The 17,162-nt window shown below is 40.6% G+C and carries 13 protein-coding genes; all 13 read left to right on the top strand.

All coding sequences use genetic code 11. The annotated features are described in order from the left end of the window. Positions 1 to 114 precede the first annotated feature (114 nt). The 13 genes from G622_RS0110325 to G622_RS25720 all read left to right on the top strand — a co-directional run bounded on the left by G622_RS0110325 (position 115) and on the right by G622_RS25720 (position 17,122). Positions 115 to 1,659: an ABC transporter substrate-binding protein gene (locus G622_RS0110325; protein WP_026510659.1), complete on the top strand. Its 1,545-nt coding sequence runs from the start codon at positions 115 to 117 to the stop codon at positions 1,657 to 1,659. 177 nt (positions 1,660 to 1,836) lie between these two features. Then, complete coding sequence (locus tag G622_RS0110330; RefSeq protein ID WP_026510660.1) at positions 1,837 to 2,793, top strand: hypothetical protein; 957 nt, start codon at positions 1,837 to 1,839, stop codon at positions 2,791 to 2,793. A 51-nt stretch (positions 2,794 to 2,844) separates the two neighbouring features. After that, entirely contained in the window at positions 2,845 to 4,557 is a 1,713-nt protein-coding gene (locus G622_RS0110335; protein ID WP_026510661.1) for an SGNH/GDSL hydrolase family protein, read from the top strand. A gap of 27 nt (positions 4,558 to 4,584) precedes the next feature. Further along, entirely contained in the window at positions 4,585 to 6,579 is a 1,995-nt protein-coding gene (locus G622_RS0110340; protein ID WP_026510662.1) for a glycoside hydrolase family 20 zincin-like fold domain-containing protein, read from the top strand. 12 nt (positions 6,580 to 6,591) lie between these two features. Then, positions 6,592 to 8,781, top strand: a complete 2,190-nt coding sequence (locus G622_RS0110345) for a glycoside hydrolase family 3 C-terminal domain-containing protein (protein WP_026510663.1) — start codon at positions 6,592 to 6,594, stop codon at positions 8,779 to 8,781. Between the two features lie 196 nt (positions 8,782 to 8,977). Continuing rightward, positions 8,978 to 10,276, top strand: coding sequence for a glycoside hydrolase family 5 protein (locus G622_RS0110350; protein WP_026510664.1), 1,299 nt, complete (start codon positions 8,978 to 8,980; stop codon positions 10,274 to 10,276). Positions 10,277 to 10,391: 115 nt separating this feature from the next. Then, positions 10,392 to 11,090, top strand: a complete 699-nt coding sequence (locus G622_RS0110355; protein ID WP_026510665.1) for a L,D-transpeptidase — start codon at positions 10,392 to 10,394, stop codon at positions 11,088 to 11,090. Between the two features lie 291 nt (positions 11,091 to 11,381). Beyond that, the gene (locus G622_RS0110360; protein ID WP_026510666.1) at positions 11,382 to 13,220 is read left to right on the top strand and encodes an alpha-amylase family protein; all 1,839 of its coding nucleotides are present in this window, start codon (positions 11,382 to 11,384) and stop codon (positions 13,218 to 13,220) included. Between the two features lie 358 nt (positions 13,221 to 13,578). Beyond that, positions 13,579 to 14,253, top strand: coding sequence for an amino acid ABC transporter permease (locus G622_RS0110365; RefSeq protein ID WP_044957483.1), 675 nt, complete (start codon positions 13,579 to 13,581; stop codon positions 14,251 to 14,253). 12 nt (positions 14,254 to 14,265) lie between these two features. After that, complete coding sequence (locus G622_RS0110370) at positions 14,266 to 15,006, top strand: amino acid ABC transporter ATP-binding protein (RefSeq protein ID WP_026510668.1); 741 nt, start codon at positions 14,266 to 14,268, stop codon at positions 15,004 to 15,006. Positions 15,007 to 15,076: 70 nt separating this feature from the next. Beyond that, positions 15,077 to 15,886: a transporter substrate-binding domain-containing protein gene (locus tag G622_RS0110375; RefSeq protein ID WP_026510669.1), complete on the top strand. Its 810-nt coding sequence runs from the start codon at positions 15,077 to 15,079 to the stop codon at positions 15,884 to 15,886. Positions 15,887 to 15,906: 20 nt separating this feature from the next. Continuing rightward, positions 15,907 to 16,797: a cation transporter gene (locus G622_RS0110380; protein ID WP_026510670.1), complete on the top strand. Its 891-nt coding sequence runs from the start codon at positions 15,907 to 15,909 to the stop codon at positions 16,795 to 16,797. Between the two features lie 181 nt (positions 16,798 to 16,978). Further along, positions 16,979 to 17,122, top strand: a complete 144-nt coding sequence (locus G622_RS25720) for a hypothetical protein (RefSeq protein WP_155831458.1) — start codon at positions 16,979 to 16,981, stop codon at positions 17,120 to 17,122. Positions 17,123 to 17,162: the final 40 nt, after the last annotated feature.

A 17,162-nucleotide genomic window follows, 5' to 3' on the forward strand; every position in this document is an offset into this window, starting at 1 on the left:
TTTCTTATCAGGGAATGCCCATTTGCTCTGGCTGCACCCGGGAATGCGCCGGGGCAGATGGCTTCTATATAACAATCCAAGAGATAATAAATCTCAATTATAAGGAGGAAAAAGATGAAAAGGGCATTAACCAAAAAAGTTACAGCTGCTATTACACTTGCAGCAATGACAATGAGCGCAGTTGGTTGTGGCGCTGCTTCTAATGGAACAGACGCAAATACAGCAACTGAGACAGAGACAGCTGCTTCTACAGAAGAAACAGCAGCAGAAGAGACAACTGATGCAGCAGAAGAAACAGCTGACGCTGAGGAAGCTGATGCAGAGGAAACTGAAGAAGCTGATGCTGAAGAAGCTTCTGAGGGTGGAGATCTCTATGAAGTAAAGACAGATGCTGATGGTAATCCTATCGATCTCGGCGGTATGGAAATCATTATCCGTGACTGGTGGTCAGGCGACCCGACTGAACCCGCTAACGATTATGAGGAAGCTCTTCAGGAGTACAGAGATTGGGCTCAGGAAACATACAACTTCACAATCAAACAGCAGGCTATTTCTGACTGGGGTTCAACACCTGCTGATTTCGTAGATTACGCTACAACAGGCGGTGATGAGAACTACCTTTGGGTCCTTCGTGCTGATCCGGCTATCACATCTGCTATGGCAAACGGTCTTATGTATGATCTTTCTACACTTGATTGCCTTGACTTCAGCAAAGAAAAGTTCCAGAGAAATCTTCTCCATGAACAGTTCTCTAAGGACGGCAAGATTTATGCTATGTATGCAGGCTTCTCAGAGCCCAGAACAGGTGTATACTTCAACAAGAGAATTCTTACTGATGCAGGTATCGACCCTGAGACAATTTATGATATGCAGGCTGATGGCTCATGGACATGGGATAAGTTCGAAGAACTTCTTTCCAAGGTTCAGAGAGATACAGACAACGATGGTGTTATAGACATTTACGGTATGACACTTAACGAAGGTGTTATGACAACACAGGCTATCTTCTCAAACGGTGGAGACCTTGTTGGTAAGGATGCTAGCGGTAAGTACACATATGACCTTGAGAATCCTGAGACTCTTGAGGCTCTTAACTGGACAGTAGATATGTTCACAAAGTATGATGCAGAAGTTGCTAACCCTGAGGGCGCTGAGTGGGATTACTACAAAGAGCAGTTCCTTAACGGTCAGGCAGCATTCCTTGTAGAGGATGAGTACGCAGGATGCCCTGGTAACTTCCTTGAGGATATGAATGATGAAGTTGGTTTCGTAATGTTCCCTAAGGGACCTAGTGGTAAGGATTACATCAACGTTTGGTCAAACAACCCGGTTGCAATTCCTGCTTGCTATGATGAAGAGAAGGCTTGGAAGCTTGCATTTGCTTGGGATCTTTGGACAAACCAGCCTGAAGGCTACGAGGATTACAACGGAAACATTTCAACAGCACGTAACGGTATCTTCGATTCAAGATCTGTAGATGAGACAATCACAATGATGACTCAGCCTGAGCACGGTACAGTTGCTTACCACGGCATGATTCCTAACATGGATGTCGGAGCAGACTTCATTTGGAACATCACACCTGGTTGTGTTGTATCTGAGCAGGTAGAAGCTATCGCTGATACATGGAAGTCATACGTTGACGAAGCAAATAAATAATATCTGCTTAACTCGATAAGTGGAGAATCTGAGGGGCGGCTTATCCTTAGGCCGCCCTTTTATAAGCTTAATCAGTTTTTTAAAGCTAAATCATGTGCCACTCATTTCAGAGCGTCCATTCAGACGTTCATGGAGTCACAAATTAAGGAATTTTTTTATAAATAGGAGTAAAGTACCATGAGTAACAAAGTTAAATTTCATCTGCCGGGACTTCGCTACAACTATCCTTTAAATATGTTTTGGATAAGTCTGATGGAGCAGCACCCTGAATATTTTAGAGAAGGCGTGGAAATCGCATCATTTTTCGGAGCATTCCCACTTGCACTGTGGAATGGAGGAAGATTCTTAGGAAATGATCAATGTGATGCAGGCTTTGTTAAAAATGTCGTTAAAAGCATAAATGCAAAAGGAATACCGATAAGATACACATTTACTAATCCGCTGTTAACAGAAGAGGATCTGGACGATCCTTTTTGCAACTTCTGTATGGAGGTTGCTGATAACGGAATGAATGAAGTTCTTGTTTTTTCTGAAGTTCTGGAAAAATATCTCAGGGAAAAATATCCTTCATATCATTTCAACAGTACCACATGTAAGGAAATCCGTGATGTTGAAGAACTGAATAAAGAGATGGAAAAGGACTACAAATATGTGGTTCTTGATTACAACCTGAATAATAAATGGGATTTATTGGAGAAGGTTCAGCACAAAGAAAAGCTGGAGGTTCTGATAAACGCCTGCTGCGTTCCCGATTGTAAGCGCAGAGGAGACCATTATAAAAATATAGCCATAAATCAGAGAACAACCCTTGAGAACAGAAAGCTTCCCAAGGATAAACAAAAGCCCATAAAGCCCTGGACATGCGAATACGGAGATAAAAACTGTATTTATACTATCCAGGAATACTCTACATTTGTTTCACCGGAGATGATCTGGGAGAAATATGTACCTATGGGAATAAATAACTTTAAGATTGAAGGAAGAACAGGTAATCTTTTCTCACTTATAGAAACCTATAGTTTTTATATGCTCAAGCCTGAAAAGGTTGGAGAAGCCAGGTTACTGCTTCTTAGAAATCTTGAGAGTTCAGGAATAATAACGGTTAATAAGCCAAGACCGGGTAGATGGCCGTGATGTGCTACTTTCGCATGAAAACAAAACCATACAAATTGAAAAGAGGACATGATGAGTATTGAAGAGAGAAAGGGCCCTGTAGCCCCAAAAGACCCAACTAAAAAGAGACCATATTTCTATATTATGCAGGATAAGCAGATATTTGCAGCACCTCAGCCTGATGGAAGAGGAATTCAGTTCATATTTGAGGATATGGGCAGACTTCCTGATTCTGCAAAGCTTCAGGGCAATGTTACAGATGAAGAAATTCTCAACCTGCTTCCTACAGCAGAAGGCTTTAGAAAGCTGGTGCACAGCATAGGTGTCTGTGTAACAGAAGAGTCAGGCAAAGAGGAAGTAAACTTTGTTTTGCAGATGTATGGACAAAACCAGGGAGATCCTGCAACTATCGTGAGCAAAAGATTTCTTGCGGATGGATCAGAGCAGATTATAGACCTTGCTGAGATCGACTGGTGCGATACTGACAAGGTTGTTGGTCAGATCAGATTTGAATTCGATAAAGCACGCGTTCAGGCTATTGCAGATGTTTGCCTCTACTTAAATGATGGCTTTGAAGCACCTGAGCAGATAACAGATAGTGCAGTGGATTTTGCCTCAGATGCCTATAAAGAGATGATAGAGAGATCTGTTATGCAAAAGGGCAATCTCGAAAGATTGCACAAGGTTACAGAGAAGGCGAAGAATGGTGAAGATGTAACTCTTTCCTTTATCGGAGGCTCAATTACCCAGGGCGCAGGTGCAATCCCGATTCATGAAAAGAGCTATGCACGTATTTATGCAGATGCTTTTGAGGAAAAGTACGCTAATGGCGGAAAAGTAAACCTCATAAAGGCCGGAGTTGGCGGTACTCCTTCAGAGCTTGGAATGATTCGTTTTGAGAGAGATATTCTCAGAGATGGTAAAGAAAAGCCGGATCTTATCGTTATCGAGTTTGCTGTTAATGATGAAGGTGATGAGACCAAGGGCGTATGCTATGAGAGTCTTGTAAGAAAATGTCTTGCACTTCCCTGGAAGCCGGCAGTAGTACTGCTTTTTGCGGTATTTTCCTACGACTGGAACCTTCAGGACAGACTTGGTCCTGTAGGTGAGCGCTATGACCTTCCAATGGTTAGTGTACTTGATGCTGTATCACCTCAATTTACCTGCAAGCCCGGCGAAGGCAGAGTTATCTCAAAGAAGCAGTTTTTCTATGATATATATCATCCCAGCAACCTTGGACACCAGGTTATGTGCGACTGCCTCATGAAGATGACTGCCGAAGCTGATGCTCAGACAGAATTTGAAAAAGAGGACGATCTTCTTGGAAGAACTCCTGCCATCGGTGCTGACTTCGAAAAAGTTTATCTGCTTGATAGAAAAGATATAAGCAGTGCAACTATTGAAGAAGGTTCATTTACAGGAACCGATAATATACTGCAGATGGTTGAGATGGACAGCGAAGTAGTTCCTGTAGCACAGTTTCCCAATAACTGGCACTATGATGGAGAAAGTGACGATCCGAAGCCTTTCTGCATGAAAATCAGCTGCACAAAGCTATTGCTTGTTATGAAGGATTCAGGAGAAAATATTTTCGGAACAGCAGAAGTATATGTTGACGGAAGAAAAGTGCTTGATGCAGACCCGCTTGTTAACGGATGGACTCACTGCAATCCACTGATAATACTCAACGGAGCAGAAGTAGCCATGCATGAAGTAGAAATCCGTATGGCAAAAGGTCACGAGCACAAAAAGTTCACTATTTTAGGATTTGGCGTTGTTTTATAAAAGGCATAGATAGTTTTGGAGAACAAGATGAATGATAAAAACTGGAGCAAACTATGGCTCGATTATGATAAAAAGCTAAGTAATGAACAGTCTGAAGATTCCTTTAGTGTAGCATTTGATGGATTTTCTGAGGATCACCGTATTATAAAAAGTGCAAAGAACGAACTTACAGAGGTATTTTCAAAGCTTTTTAAAGGCGGGTATACAACGGAAATTGAAAATGCCGGAAAATCAGTCTGCATTAAAAAAACAGACGAAATAAAAAATGAAGGATATCGAATATCCGCAGATGATTCAAAGCTGACAATTGAAGCATCTGATGAAAATGGCGTATTATATGGTGCCTTTCATGTAATAAAAAGTCTTTTGAGAGGAACCGGCTTTGCTGATATAAAGGCTGATGAAGTGCCTTCTAATCCTCTTAGAATGATGAATCACTGGGATAACATGGATGGAAGTATCGAGCGCGGTTATTCCGGAAGATCATTTTTCTTCGAAAATGATAATTTTTATATAAATGACAGAACACGTGATTATGCAAGGATGATGGCAAGTATAGGCATAAATGGCATTGTTATCAATAACGTCAATGTCAAAAATGCCGCTTCTTACCTTATTACTGAGAGATATTTTGATAAGGTAAGTGAACTGTCAGAGCTGTTTGCAGATTATGGTATAAAGCTCTACTTATCTCTTAATTTTGCATCACCGATAGAACTTGGAGGACTGGAAGTATGTGACCCTCTTGATGAAAATGTAATCAGCTGGTGGGATAAGAAATTCAAGGAAGTGTATGAAAATGTTCCACTTCTTGGAGGCTTCCTTGTAAAGGCTGATTCTGAGGGAAGACCGGGACCGTTTACCTATGGCAGAAATCAGGCAGATGGTGCAAATATGCTGGCAAAAGCCATTGCTCCCTATAATGGAATCATTATCTGGAGATGTTTTGTATATAACTGCACTCAGGACTGGAGAGATTACAAAACAGACAGAGCAAGAGCCGGATATGATTACTTTAAGGGACTTGATGGTGAATTTCTGGATAATGTTATACTTCAGATAAAGAACGGGCCTATGGATTTCCAGATAAGAGAACCTGTTTCACCGCTTTTAGGAGGTCTTACAAAGACCAATCAGATGCTGGAGGTACAGATTGCGCAGGAATATACAGGTCATCAGATAGATTTATGTTATTTGATGCCCATGTTCAAGGAAGTACTGGACTTCCATACCCATTGCAAGAGCGAAGGCGACACCGTTGCTGATGTTGTAAGCGGAAGAGCTTTAAATAACAAAAATGCCGGAATGGCTGCAGTAATAAATACCGGTGATGACGCGAACTGGACAGGTAATTATCTGGCTGCCGCAAACCTCTATGGATTTGGAAGACTGGCATATAATACAGAACTGTCTTCAGAAGATATTGCGAGAGAGTGGATACAGCTTAGCTTTGATTTAAGCAAAGAAAATGAAGAAAAACTGGTATCCATGCTCCTTAGATCAAGAGAAATTTATGAAAAGTACACAAGTCCTCTTGGAATAGGCTGGATGGTAACACCTCATGAGCACTACGGACCAAGTGTTGACGGTTATGAATATTCCAGATGGGGAACCTATCATAGAGCAGATCATCTTGGACTTGGTGTTGACAGAACAGATAAGGGTACCGGCTATGCTCAGCAGTACTATCCTGAAAATGCTGATATGTACAATGATTCTGATACCTGTCCGGAAGAACTGTTACTGTTTTTCCATCATATAGCCTACGACAGGAAGTTAAAAGACGGAAGAACACTGATACAGTATATCTATGACAGCCACTTCGAAGGAGAGGCACAGGCAGAGGAATTGTACGAAAACTGGAAGAGCATGGAAAAGGAAATTCCTTCTGAGGTTTTTGCGCTTGTATGTCACAGATTTGAAATGCAGATAGCAAATGCAAAGGAATGGAGAGATCAGGTAAACTCCTATTTTTACAGAAAAAGCGGAATACCTGATGAAAAGGGAAGAGATATATTTTAAGAAAGGTAAAGTATGAACAGACAAGAAGCGAGAGAAAGAGCCAAAGAATTAGTTAGTAAGATGACTGTTGAGGAAAAGGCCTCGCAGCTTAAATTTGATGCACCTGCAATAGACAGACTGGGAATACCCGCGTACAACTGGTGGAATGAAGCACTCCACGGCGTTGCAAGAGCAGGCACCGCTACAATGTTTCCGCAGGCAATAGGACTTGCCGCAGCTTTTGACGAAGAACTGATGGAATGCATTGGTGAAATCATTGCTGTAGAAGGCCGTGCAAAGTATAACGAGCAGAGTAAACGTGAGGACAGAGATATATACAAAGGACTTACTTTCTGGGCTCCAAATGTAAACATATTCCGCGATCCCAGATGGGGAAGAGGACATGAGACCTATGGAGAAGATCCTTTCCTTACAAGCCGCATGGCTGTGCCTTTTATAAAGGGTATGCAGGGTGACGGTGAATATCTTAAGGCTGCAGCCTGCGCAAAGCATTTTGCTGTACATTCAGGTCCTGAGGGTGAGCGCCATCACTTTAATGCCATTGCTTCCAAGAAAGACCTGGAGGAGACTTATCTTCCAGCTTTTGAAGCATGCGTTAAGGAAGCAGATGTTGAGGCAGTTATGGGTGCTTATAACAGAACAAATGATGAACCCTGCTGTGCCAACGAGCCTCTTATGAATGGATATCTTCGCGGAAAATGGGGATTCCAGGGACACTATGTATCTGATTGCTGGGCTGTTAAGGATTTCCATGAAAATCATCATGTTACAGGTGCACCTGAGGAATCAGTTAAGCTGGCTCTTGAGACAGGCTGCGATGTAAACTGCGGCTGCACATATCAGAAGATAATGAATGCTTATCGCGCAGGAATGATAGATGAAAGCGTGCTCACAACTTCATGTGAGAGACTGTTTACCACAAGATTCCTTCTTGGAATGTTTGATGAGACAGAATATGATAAGATTCCTTTCACCGTGGTTGAATGTAAGGACCACATTAACGTGGCTCACAAAGCTGCAGCTGAGAGTATTGTACTTCTTAAAAACGATGGACTTTTACCTTTAAAGAAGGAAGGCATTAACACAATCGGTGTTATCGGACCTAATGCAGATTCCAGATCAGCACTGGTTGGTAACTATCACGGAACATCTTCAAGATATGTGACAGTACTTGAGGCTATTGAGGATTATGTAGGTGAGGATGTAAGAGTATTGTATTCTGAGGGCTGTGATCTTTGGAAAGACAATATCAGTGGTCTTGCCGATCCCAATAAGCCGGACAGAATGTCAGAGGCACTTACGGTAGTTGATTATTCTGATGTTGTTGTACTTGTAGTCGGACTTGATGAAACTCTTGAAGGTGAAGAGGGTGATACAGGTAACCAGTTCGCATCAGGCGATAAGATTGATTTACAACTTCCGCTTCCTCAGAGACAGCTTATGCATCAGGTTCTCGAAGCAGGAAAGAAGGTTGTTGTAATAAATATGTCAGGAAGTGCTATAGACCTTTCTGAAGCAGAGAAAAAGGCGGGTGCAATCCTGCAGACCTGGTATCCGGGCGCAAGAGGAGGAGTAGAGGTAGCAAAAATACTCTTTGGCGAGCTTTCTCCTTCAGGTAAGCTCCCTGTGACTTTTTATAACACATCAAAAGACCTTCCGGATTTCAGGGATTATTCCATGAAAAACCGCACCTACAGATATTTTGAGGGCGAAGTATTGTATCCATTTGGATATGGTCTTACCTATGGTGACTGTGAGGTTAAGAGCGTAAGTGTTAACGAGGCTACAGGCGCTGAGTATGGCTACAGCAGTAAGAATGAAGAACAGGAAAGAAAAACAGTTGATTCATTCAACAGAAAAAATGGAAATGCATTCAGCGGTGTGGATGTAAAAGTAACAGTAGCAAATAATGGAACAGTAGCAACTGATGATGTGGTACAGCTCTACATTAAGGATACCGGATTTGATAAGGCTATTCCTAATCCCTGCCTTTGCGGTTTTAAGAGAGTACACCTTGAAGCAGGCGAGGAGAAGGAAATCACTGTTCATGTAGCATCAAGAGCATTTACATCTGTCGATGATGATGGAAACAGAGAGATTTTCTCAGATACATTCGTACTTTATGCCGGAACCTGCCAGCCGGATAGCCGTTCAGAGCAGTTAACTGGTCATAAATGTGTATCACAGGATATCAGATTGTGATTTTTATCAGTATAGGCTAAAAACTTTAAAAGCTCTCGTTTATCGGGAGCTTTTAGTCATATATAATGATATAGATTCCTGTTTTTCCTCAGAAAAACGGGAATCGTATTGGACTCATTTTTATCTTTGCATTTAAGATGTCATAGAATTGCTAAAATGAGAAATCACAGGATTTTAAAGAGGAGTAATGAGATTTATGAAGAAAAAACTTTTGTCAGTGATGATGGCATTTTCCATCATTCTTGTAACAGGTTGTGGAAATGCTTCAAATGTATCTGATGCGACTACAGCCGTTTCACAGGAAAATGTGGAGAATACAGCTCAAAATGATGTAAAAGAGGATACGTCTGATGAAGCAAAAAATGAAGTAAGCGTCGAAGAAGATGCTGATACGGATGCAGATGCCGAAGCGACTACTGAAGACGTAAATGAATCTGCCGATGAGAATAAGGAGGAAGATATGGAAAAGGATGAACGTAACACTCCTGCATGGGAGATAGTAAACCAGATGACAATAGGATGGAATCTGGGAAATACGTTGGATGCACATATTGATGGATTGAAGATCACAGATCCGCCGTCAAAGCAGGAGACTTGCTGGGGGAATCCCGAAACTACCCAGGAAATAATAGATGCAGTGCTGGATCTTGGTTTTAACACTATAAGAGTGCCAATAACCTGGAAGGCTCATCTTGATGAGAACTACAACATTGATGAAGCCTGGATGGACCGAGTGCAGGAGGTTGTTGATTACGCTTATGGGAGAGGTGCATTTGTCATAATAAATGTTCATCATGAGGATTGGAATTATCCTTATTATGATAATCAGGAAAAGGCTTCCGAAGAGCTTGCCGCTATCTGGACACAGGTTTCCGACAGATTTAAGGATTATGACACACATCTTATTTTTGAACTTCAGAACGAGCCCAGAAAGGTCGGAACAGATGTTGAATGGAATGGCGGAGATAAAGAGGGAAGAGACGTTGTTAACGCCGTAAATATGGCTGGTTATGAGGCTATAAGGGCAGCTGAAGGAAACAATAAAGAACGCCTGATAATGTTCCCCGGTTATGCTGCAAGTTCACAGGCAAATTCCTTAAGAGCTATCCAGCTTCCTGAAAATGATGACTGTGTTGCTGTTTCAGTTCATGCATACACACCTTACGAATTTGCTTTGAATATTAACGGAAGAAGTACCTATGATAACGATCATGGCGATCTGGACAGACTTTTACAGACAATTAAAACCACTTTCTTCTTAAAAAATGTTCCTGTCATAATTGGCGAGTATGGCGCGCTTAATAAGGATAATGAAGCAGAACGCGTTGAATGGGTTACATATTATCTGAAAAAGGCCAGAGAGATGAATATTCCCTGCGTATGGTGGGATAACGGCCAGTTTAACGGAAGTGGAGAAAACTTCGGTATCATAGACAGAAGGACTTTGGAGCTTCCTTATCCGGAGCTTATAAAAGCAATGCAGGAATTCAAATAATAAAGCAGTATATTAAATTATAAAAAAACAATTAAATTGCTATCTGTACAAAATAATGTGATAAAATATATTCATTCACACTATATCGTTTTCTAAACATGAGGGGGAAAGCAATATGCGAGGAATGAAGAATGGTTTAGCGATATTTTTTATGTCACTGATACTTTTGGGTGTTTTGCACCTGAGCGTAAGGGCAGATGGATTTGATGCGAATTTCTATGCAAGAAAATATCCTGATGTAGTTGCCGTTGTTGGAAACAGTCCGGAAGCACTCTATAATCACTATGTGAATTTTGGTGCTAAAGAGGGAAGATCACAGAATCAGCAGGAGGATTCCGCAAAATATCAGGCAATCCTTGATGGGCAGGCTGCTCCCCCGGCATCAGCACCTGGGGCAGCTGTGGCTGTTGTTAATCAGCCTGTAAATGGCTTGCCGTACAGCACATATGTTGATATCGACATTGCATCGCAGACGATGACTTTTTATGAAAATGGACAGGTAAAACTACAGTCTCCTGTTGTTACCGGAAATCCCAATCGTGGAAATGGAACACCGACAGGTACGTTTGCCATCAATTCCCATGTTGCCGGAAAAAGACTAATTGGACCTACATGGAATGTCTGGGTTGATACCTGGATGCAGTTCACACCTAATCCTTGCCATATAGGACTTCATGATGCAAACTGGAGAAGCTCATTTGGTGGTGACATCTATCAGTCTAATGGCTCTCACGGATGTGTTAACCTGCCACATGACATAGCAGTTTCACTTTTTAACAGCGTTGGAGTCGGAACCCCTGTTGTTGTTCATTAAAGTGCTGGTTTTTAATTGAGCAGAGCACCTGACCAGGTATCTCCAAGTCAGGTGGAGTATTTTTGCTGAAAAAAAACTGAGCGGACAAAGTGTAAATCTTATACATTTTGTTCGCTTTTTTTGTTAAATACCAATATAATTATATGAAAGGGGCAAAGGGTCATGATGTGATTATACTTGTATAAAGCTTAGCATGACTTCTTACCCATTTCTGATGATAGGATGACATGAATAATTAGCAACATGACATCAATACATCATAACATCAAATAAGGTTTCAAGAGGGAAAATATGGCTAAGAAAAAAGAATCAGTTTTTGATAAAAGACTGGAAAATTACTATGATGAGCTCAAATGGCTCTACGGAGAACTGTATCACGGTGATGAGCAGGCATTTAATTACTTTATTACAATGCTCAGACATTTTTATGATACCAGAGATAAAAGTCTTAAAGAGTGGGATGAAAAGAAAGAGAAAAATCCCGGATGGTTCACAGGCTGCAACATGCTTGGCATGCTTATGTATACAGGATGCTTTGGAGGTACTCTTCAGGGCGTAAGAAGTCACCTGGATTATGTTCAATCTGTAGGCGTTAATTATATTCATCTTATGCCACTTTTAGAGAGTCCTAAGGATAGAAGTGATGGCGGATATGCTGTGGCTGATTTCAGAAAAGTGCAGCCGGAGCTTGGAACGATGGATGATTTGTACGAGCTTGCAGCTGATCTTCACAGCAGGGATATGAGTCTTTGTCTTGATTTTGTTATGAATCACACAAGTGAGGATCATGAGTGGGCAGTTCGGGCAAGAAGAGGGGAGAAGGAATTTCAGGACAGATATTTCTTCTATGATGACTGGAATGAGCCTAATGACTACGAGGAGACAGTTCCTCAGGTATTTCCGCAGACGGCACCCGGGAATTTTATATGGTGTTCTGAAGCAGGAAAAGTTGTAATGACCACTTTTTATCCCTATCAGTGGGATCTTAACTATAGAAATCCGACTGTATTTAACGACATGACAGCCAATATGCTGTTCTTATGTAATCAGGGCGTTGATATTATAAGGCTTGATGCGGTCCCTTATATATGGAAGACTCTCGGAACAAGCTGCAGGAATCTTCCACAGGTGCATACTCTGGTGAGAATAATGCGCATTGCCACGCAGATAGTCTGTCCCGGTACGATTCTTTTGGGAGAGGTTGTAATGGAGCCATCCAAGGTAGTACCTTATTTTGGAACAGTCGAGAAACCGGAATGTCATATGCTTTATAACGTTACAACAATGGCGAGCACCTGGCATACGGTGGCAACTAAAGATGTAAGGCTTTTGAAACATCAGCTCGGGATAGCATTTGCTCTTCCTAAGCAGTACATATTCCTCAATTATTTGAGATGTCATGATGATATAGGCTGGGGACTTGATTATGATTTCTTAAGAAAATTCAGCGTTGAGCAGGTCTCACATAAGAAATTTCTTAATGATACATTAAGGGGAGCACTTCCGGGTTCATCCCACAGAGGAGAACTGTACAACGATGATCCTAAGCTCGGGGATGCAAGACTCTGCGGAACCACAGCGTCTCTTTGCGGCATTGAAGCTGCGGAATATGAGCTGGATGAGAGAAAACTGGATTGGTCAATTAAGCTTGATATCATGCTCCATGCGTTTTTATTCACGCAAAGCGGAATTCCTGTCTTATATAGCGGAGATGAGATTGGCCAGTTAAATGATTATTCCTACCATGAAGATCCGATAAAATGCTCAGATAGCAGATATCTTCACAGAGGTAATTTTGATTGGAAAAGTGCGGCGCAAAGAAGAAAAAGCGGTACAAGGCAAAAGCGTATTTTCGATGGCATAAAAAAGCTTGCAGGACTCAGGGCAAAACATCGTGTTTTTGATTGCGCTGCAGATGTGTGGATTGTTGAGACATGGAATGAGCATGTACTTGGCATTGGCAGATATTATAACGGAGAGAAACTGATAGCACTGTTTAACTTTGGAGATTACGAAGAAACTGCCTGGATCAATGAGGAGGGGAACTACAAAAACCTTCTGACCGGTAAAAAGTGTGAGGCAAAGGATCTGGTGGTACCTGCCCATGATTTTATCTGGCTTTTATATTAAAGATGATAGAGCCAGAAGTATATTTAGTACCTATCATCATATTAAATGAGGTAGGTGTCAAAAGTAAATTTTGACACCATATGATATACGAATTGCTCCGTTTCTTCGAAACTCTTGCAATTCTACAAATATTCGGAAACCGCTAATTTACTGCGTAAATTGCTAATTCCTCATATTTGTTCGGGTCATAAAGTCAAAATGCTTAACATGCAAGCATGTACGCATTTTTGACTTTTGACACCTATATCATTAAATAAAGAAGAAACAAAAAGTAGTTGACTAAAAACCGACTAAGTGGTGTAATAGATTGAACACAACAATGTCGTATACAATTGGTTAATGAGGTTTAAGATTAATTATGTTGGAACAAAGCACTATAGAATTACTTGTAAGTTCGTTCCCTAAGATACTGGAATATGGTTTAAAGGTTACTTTGCCGCTGGCAACAATAGCATTTATATTATCTACAATATTATCAGTGTTTGTAGCGATGGTACAATATGCGAATGTACCTGTACTCAGACAGTTCTGTAGATTTTATATATGGATCATAAGAGGAACACCGCTTCTTGTACAATTGATGGTGGCCTTTTATGGATTACCACTTCTTGGAATTCATTCTAATCCGTTTTTGATGGCGGTTATTGTTTTTACAATAAATGAAGGCGCATATAGTGCCGAGACCATGCGAGCTGCCATGGAGGCAGTGTCTGCGGGACAGATGGAAGCGGGATACTGCGTTGGAATGGGCTATATGCAGATTATGTGGCATATCATACTTCCACAGGCGTTCAGGACCGCTTTTCCGTCACTGTTTAATTCACTGATAAGCATGGTAAAGGACACATCTCTTGCATCAAGCATAACTGTTGTTGAAATGTTTACCAGAACTAAGCAGATAGCAGGACAGTCCTATAACTACCTTCCATTATATTTAGAAGTGGCTCTTGTTTATCTCATTTTCTGTACTGTACTCACATACATACAGGGCAGAGGAGAGATGTTACTTGGAAGCTATGGAATAAGAAAATAAGGGAGGGCTTACATGTCATTACTGGAAGTTAAGAATATACACAAGACCTTTGGTACAACACAGGTACTTCGTGGAATTGATCTGAAAATAGAAAAAGGAGACGTTGTTTCAATACTTGGACCATCTGGTTCAGGAAAGACGACCCTTCTAAGGTGTATAAATTTTCTGGAAAAAGCTGATAACGGAGAGCTTATATTTGATGGTAAAAGCTATGATCTTTCCAAGATAAGCAAAGCAGAGATCTCCGGAATCAGAAACAATACAGGTTTTGTTTTTCAAAACTATAATCTTTTTGCTAATAAGACCGTACTTCAAAATGTGACATTGGGACTTACGGCTGCAAGACATATTCCTCACAAAGAGGCTGATATGAAGGCCTACGAGGTACTCTCCAGGGTTGGAATGAAGGATCATGCATCTGCTTATCCCAGTCAGCTCTCAGGCGGACAGCAGCAAAGAGTAGCAATTGCCAGAGCGCTTGCTACAAATCCCAAGATAATCTATTTTGATGAGCCTACTTCTGCGCTTGATCCGCAGCTTACGGCTGAAGTTCTTGAGGTTATGAGAGGACTTGCTGAGGACGGCATGACGATGATTGTTGTAACTCATGAAATCGGATTTGCGAAGGATGTTTCTTCAAAGGTGGTTTTTATGGCTGATGGCGGAATTATCGAAGAGGGAAATTCAAACGAATTCTTTGATAATCCTAAACAACCTAGAACAAGGGAGTTTTTAAGACTTACAAATTCCTGATATATATTTTGCGGGTGTAAAGCCTGCTATTTCGGTTACTTAAGACTTGAATTATTACAAGGAGGACAAAATGCGAAAGAAAATTGTGACAATGATGATGACAGCTGCATTGACTGTGGCGGTCGCTGGATGCGGTTCAAAGGGAGCAGCTACTGGCAGTTCTGATGACCACCTTGCAAGAATAAAGGCGGCAGGTAAGATTACAATTGCAACAGAAGGAGTATGGGCACCTTTTACCTACCACGATGAATCTACAGATGAGCTTATCGGATTTGATGTTGAGGTAGCTGCAGCAATTGCCGAAAAACTTGGTGTGGAAGCTGATTTCCAGGAGGTTGCATTTGACGGAGGTCTGACAGGTGTGTCTACCGGAACCTTTGATATGATGGCAAATGGTGTGGATGTTACCGAGGAACGTGGTAAAACCTATGATTTTACTGATCCCTACGCTTATGATCACGCTGTAGTTGTGACACTTGCATCAAATAATAACATTACTTCTTTTGAGGATTTAAACGGACTTACAACTGCTAATTCAGCAGGATCCACTTATGAAGCAATGGGTATTGAGTATGGTGCTACAGTTAAAAATGTAGATACTCTTGGTGAGACAATGACACTTGTGCAAAATGGAACAGTAGATGCTACAATTAATGCAAACACATCTGCACAGGATTATTTCAACACAACAGGAACAACAGACCTTAAGGTTGCTGCTGTTGATAAAGAGGTTACAAAGTATGCAATACCGCTCTCCAAGGGCGAAGATAATGATACCTTAAGAGCAGCTATAAATGATGCTATTAAGGAACTTAGAGAAGAAGGTAAACTTACAGAAATATCCAATAAATATTTTGGTGCAGATATAACTGCTGAATAAATTTTGAAAAGGATATCAGAATGAACAAAGAGGGGTTAGTTGAAGAACAAAAGCTTGCAACATTGCTGGTGATATGGCGTCTTCCGGATTTTATCACATCTTTTCTTGCGGCGCTTGCAAGTGGATACATGATAATCTGGATGGAGTTTGTAGAGAGCGCCAGTATAATCATTCCCGGAATAATTCTGATAATACTTTCTGTTAAGCTTAACAGAAATCTGAAATTCCAATTTAATTATGGTACAGGAAAAGTGGAAGCAATAACAGCAATGTGCTGTGAGATATTTGATATTGCCGGACTTTGCTGCATAGTTCTCTTTTCAATAAGAGAGCTGATAAAGCCTGAGGAGGAACACCACTTTATACTTACGGCTCTTTTATTAAAACTTGTCGGGCTTGTGATAGATTTATTCCTGCTCAACAAGCAAAAGAAGCTGGCGCATGAAGTAAAAAGCAGAATGTTTCACTCAGCCTATGTTGGAGCAAAAAAAGAGTTTGTATTTGATATAGTTGCTTCACTTGCCCTGATTTTTAGCTATGTATATAGAAAAAGTAAATGGATTAATTATTTTTCCCCGATTCTGTGTCTGATATTTGTAATACCATTCTTTGTTATTTGTTTTCATCATCTGACAGATGCAATTTATGAGCTTGTGGATTTGACACTGGATGAGGATACGCAGCTTAAACTATTAAAGGTTTTGTCCTCATATTATGAAGAATATGAGCAGCTTATAGAAGTTAAAAGCAGAAGAAACGGTAATCTTTTATATGTTGATCTTGAGCTCATGTTTGATGAAGATAAAAGCTTTAAAGAGATAAAAAAAGCTGCAGAAAATATTGCTTCCGGAATTGAAAAAGAGATAGGAGACTGTAAGGTCAACATCATTATCAATTCAAATAAGACTTAAAACATTTACAAATATGTAAATGAGAAAAGAAAAAAGCCTTCCCTGAAACAAAAGTTTATACTTAGTTTATATTTTTGTTGGACTTTTGTTGGACAAAGATACTTATAATGAAAACATGATAAATGAAAAACACTTATCATGTTTCTTATGAGGACAATTTCTTTGAGGGGGAGATAGTTTTATGGAAGCAAAAAAGTGCGTAATTATTATGTTTATTTGCCTTGTAGTAACTTTTTTTGCAGGCTATGGAAACACACAAAATGTTCGGGCTGAGCAGGCTCTTCAGAACTATGTAGGTGTGTGGAGCGATATTTACTGTAGATAAAGGAATTACGAGAAATGAATATATTAGCACTAATAGAGAG

This window comes from Butyrivibrio sp. LC3010 (assembly GCF_000424385.1).
GTDB lineage: Bacteria > Bacillota > Clostridia > Lachnospirales > Lachnospiraceae > Butyrivibrio.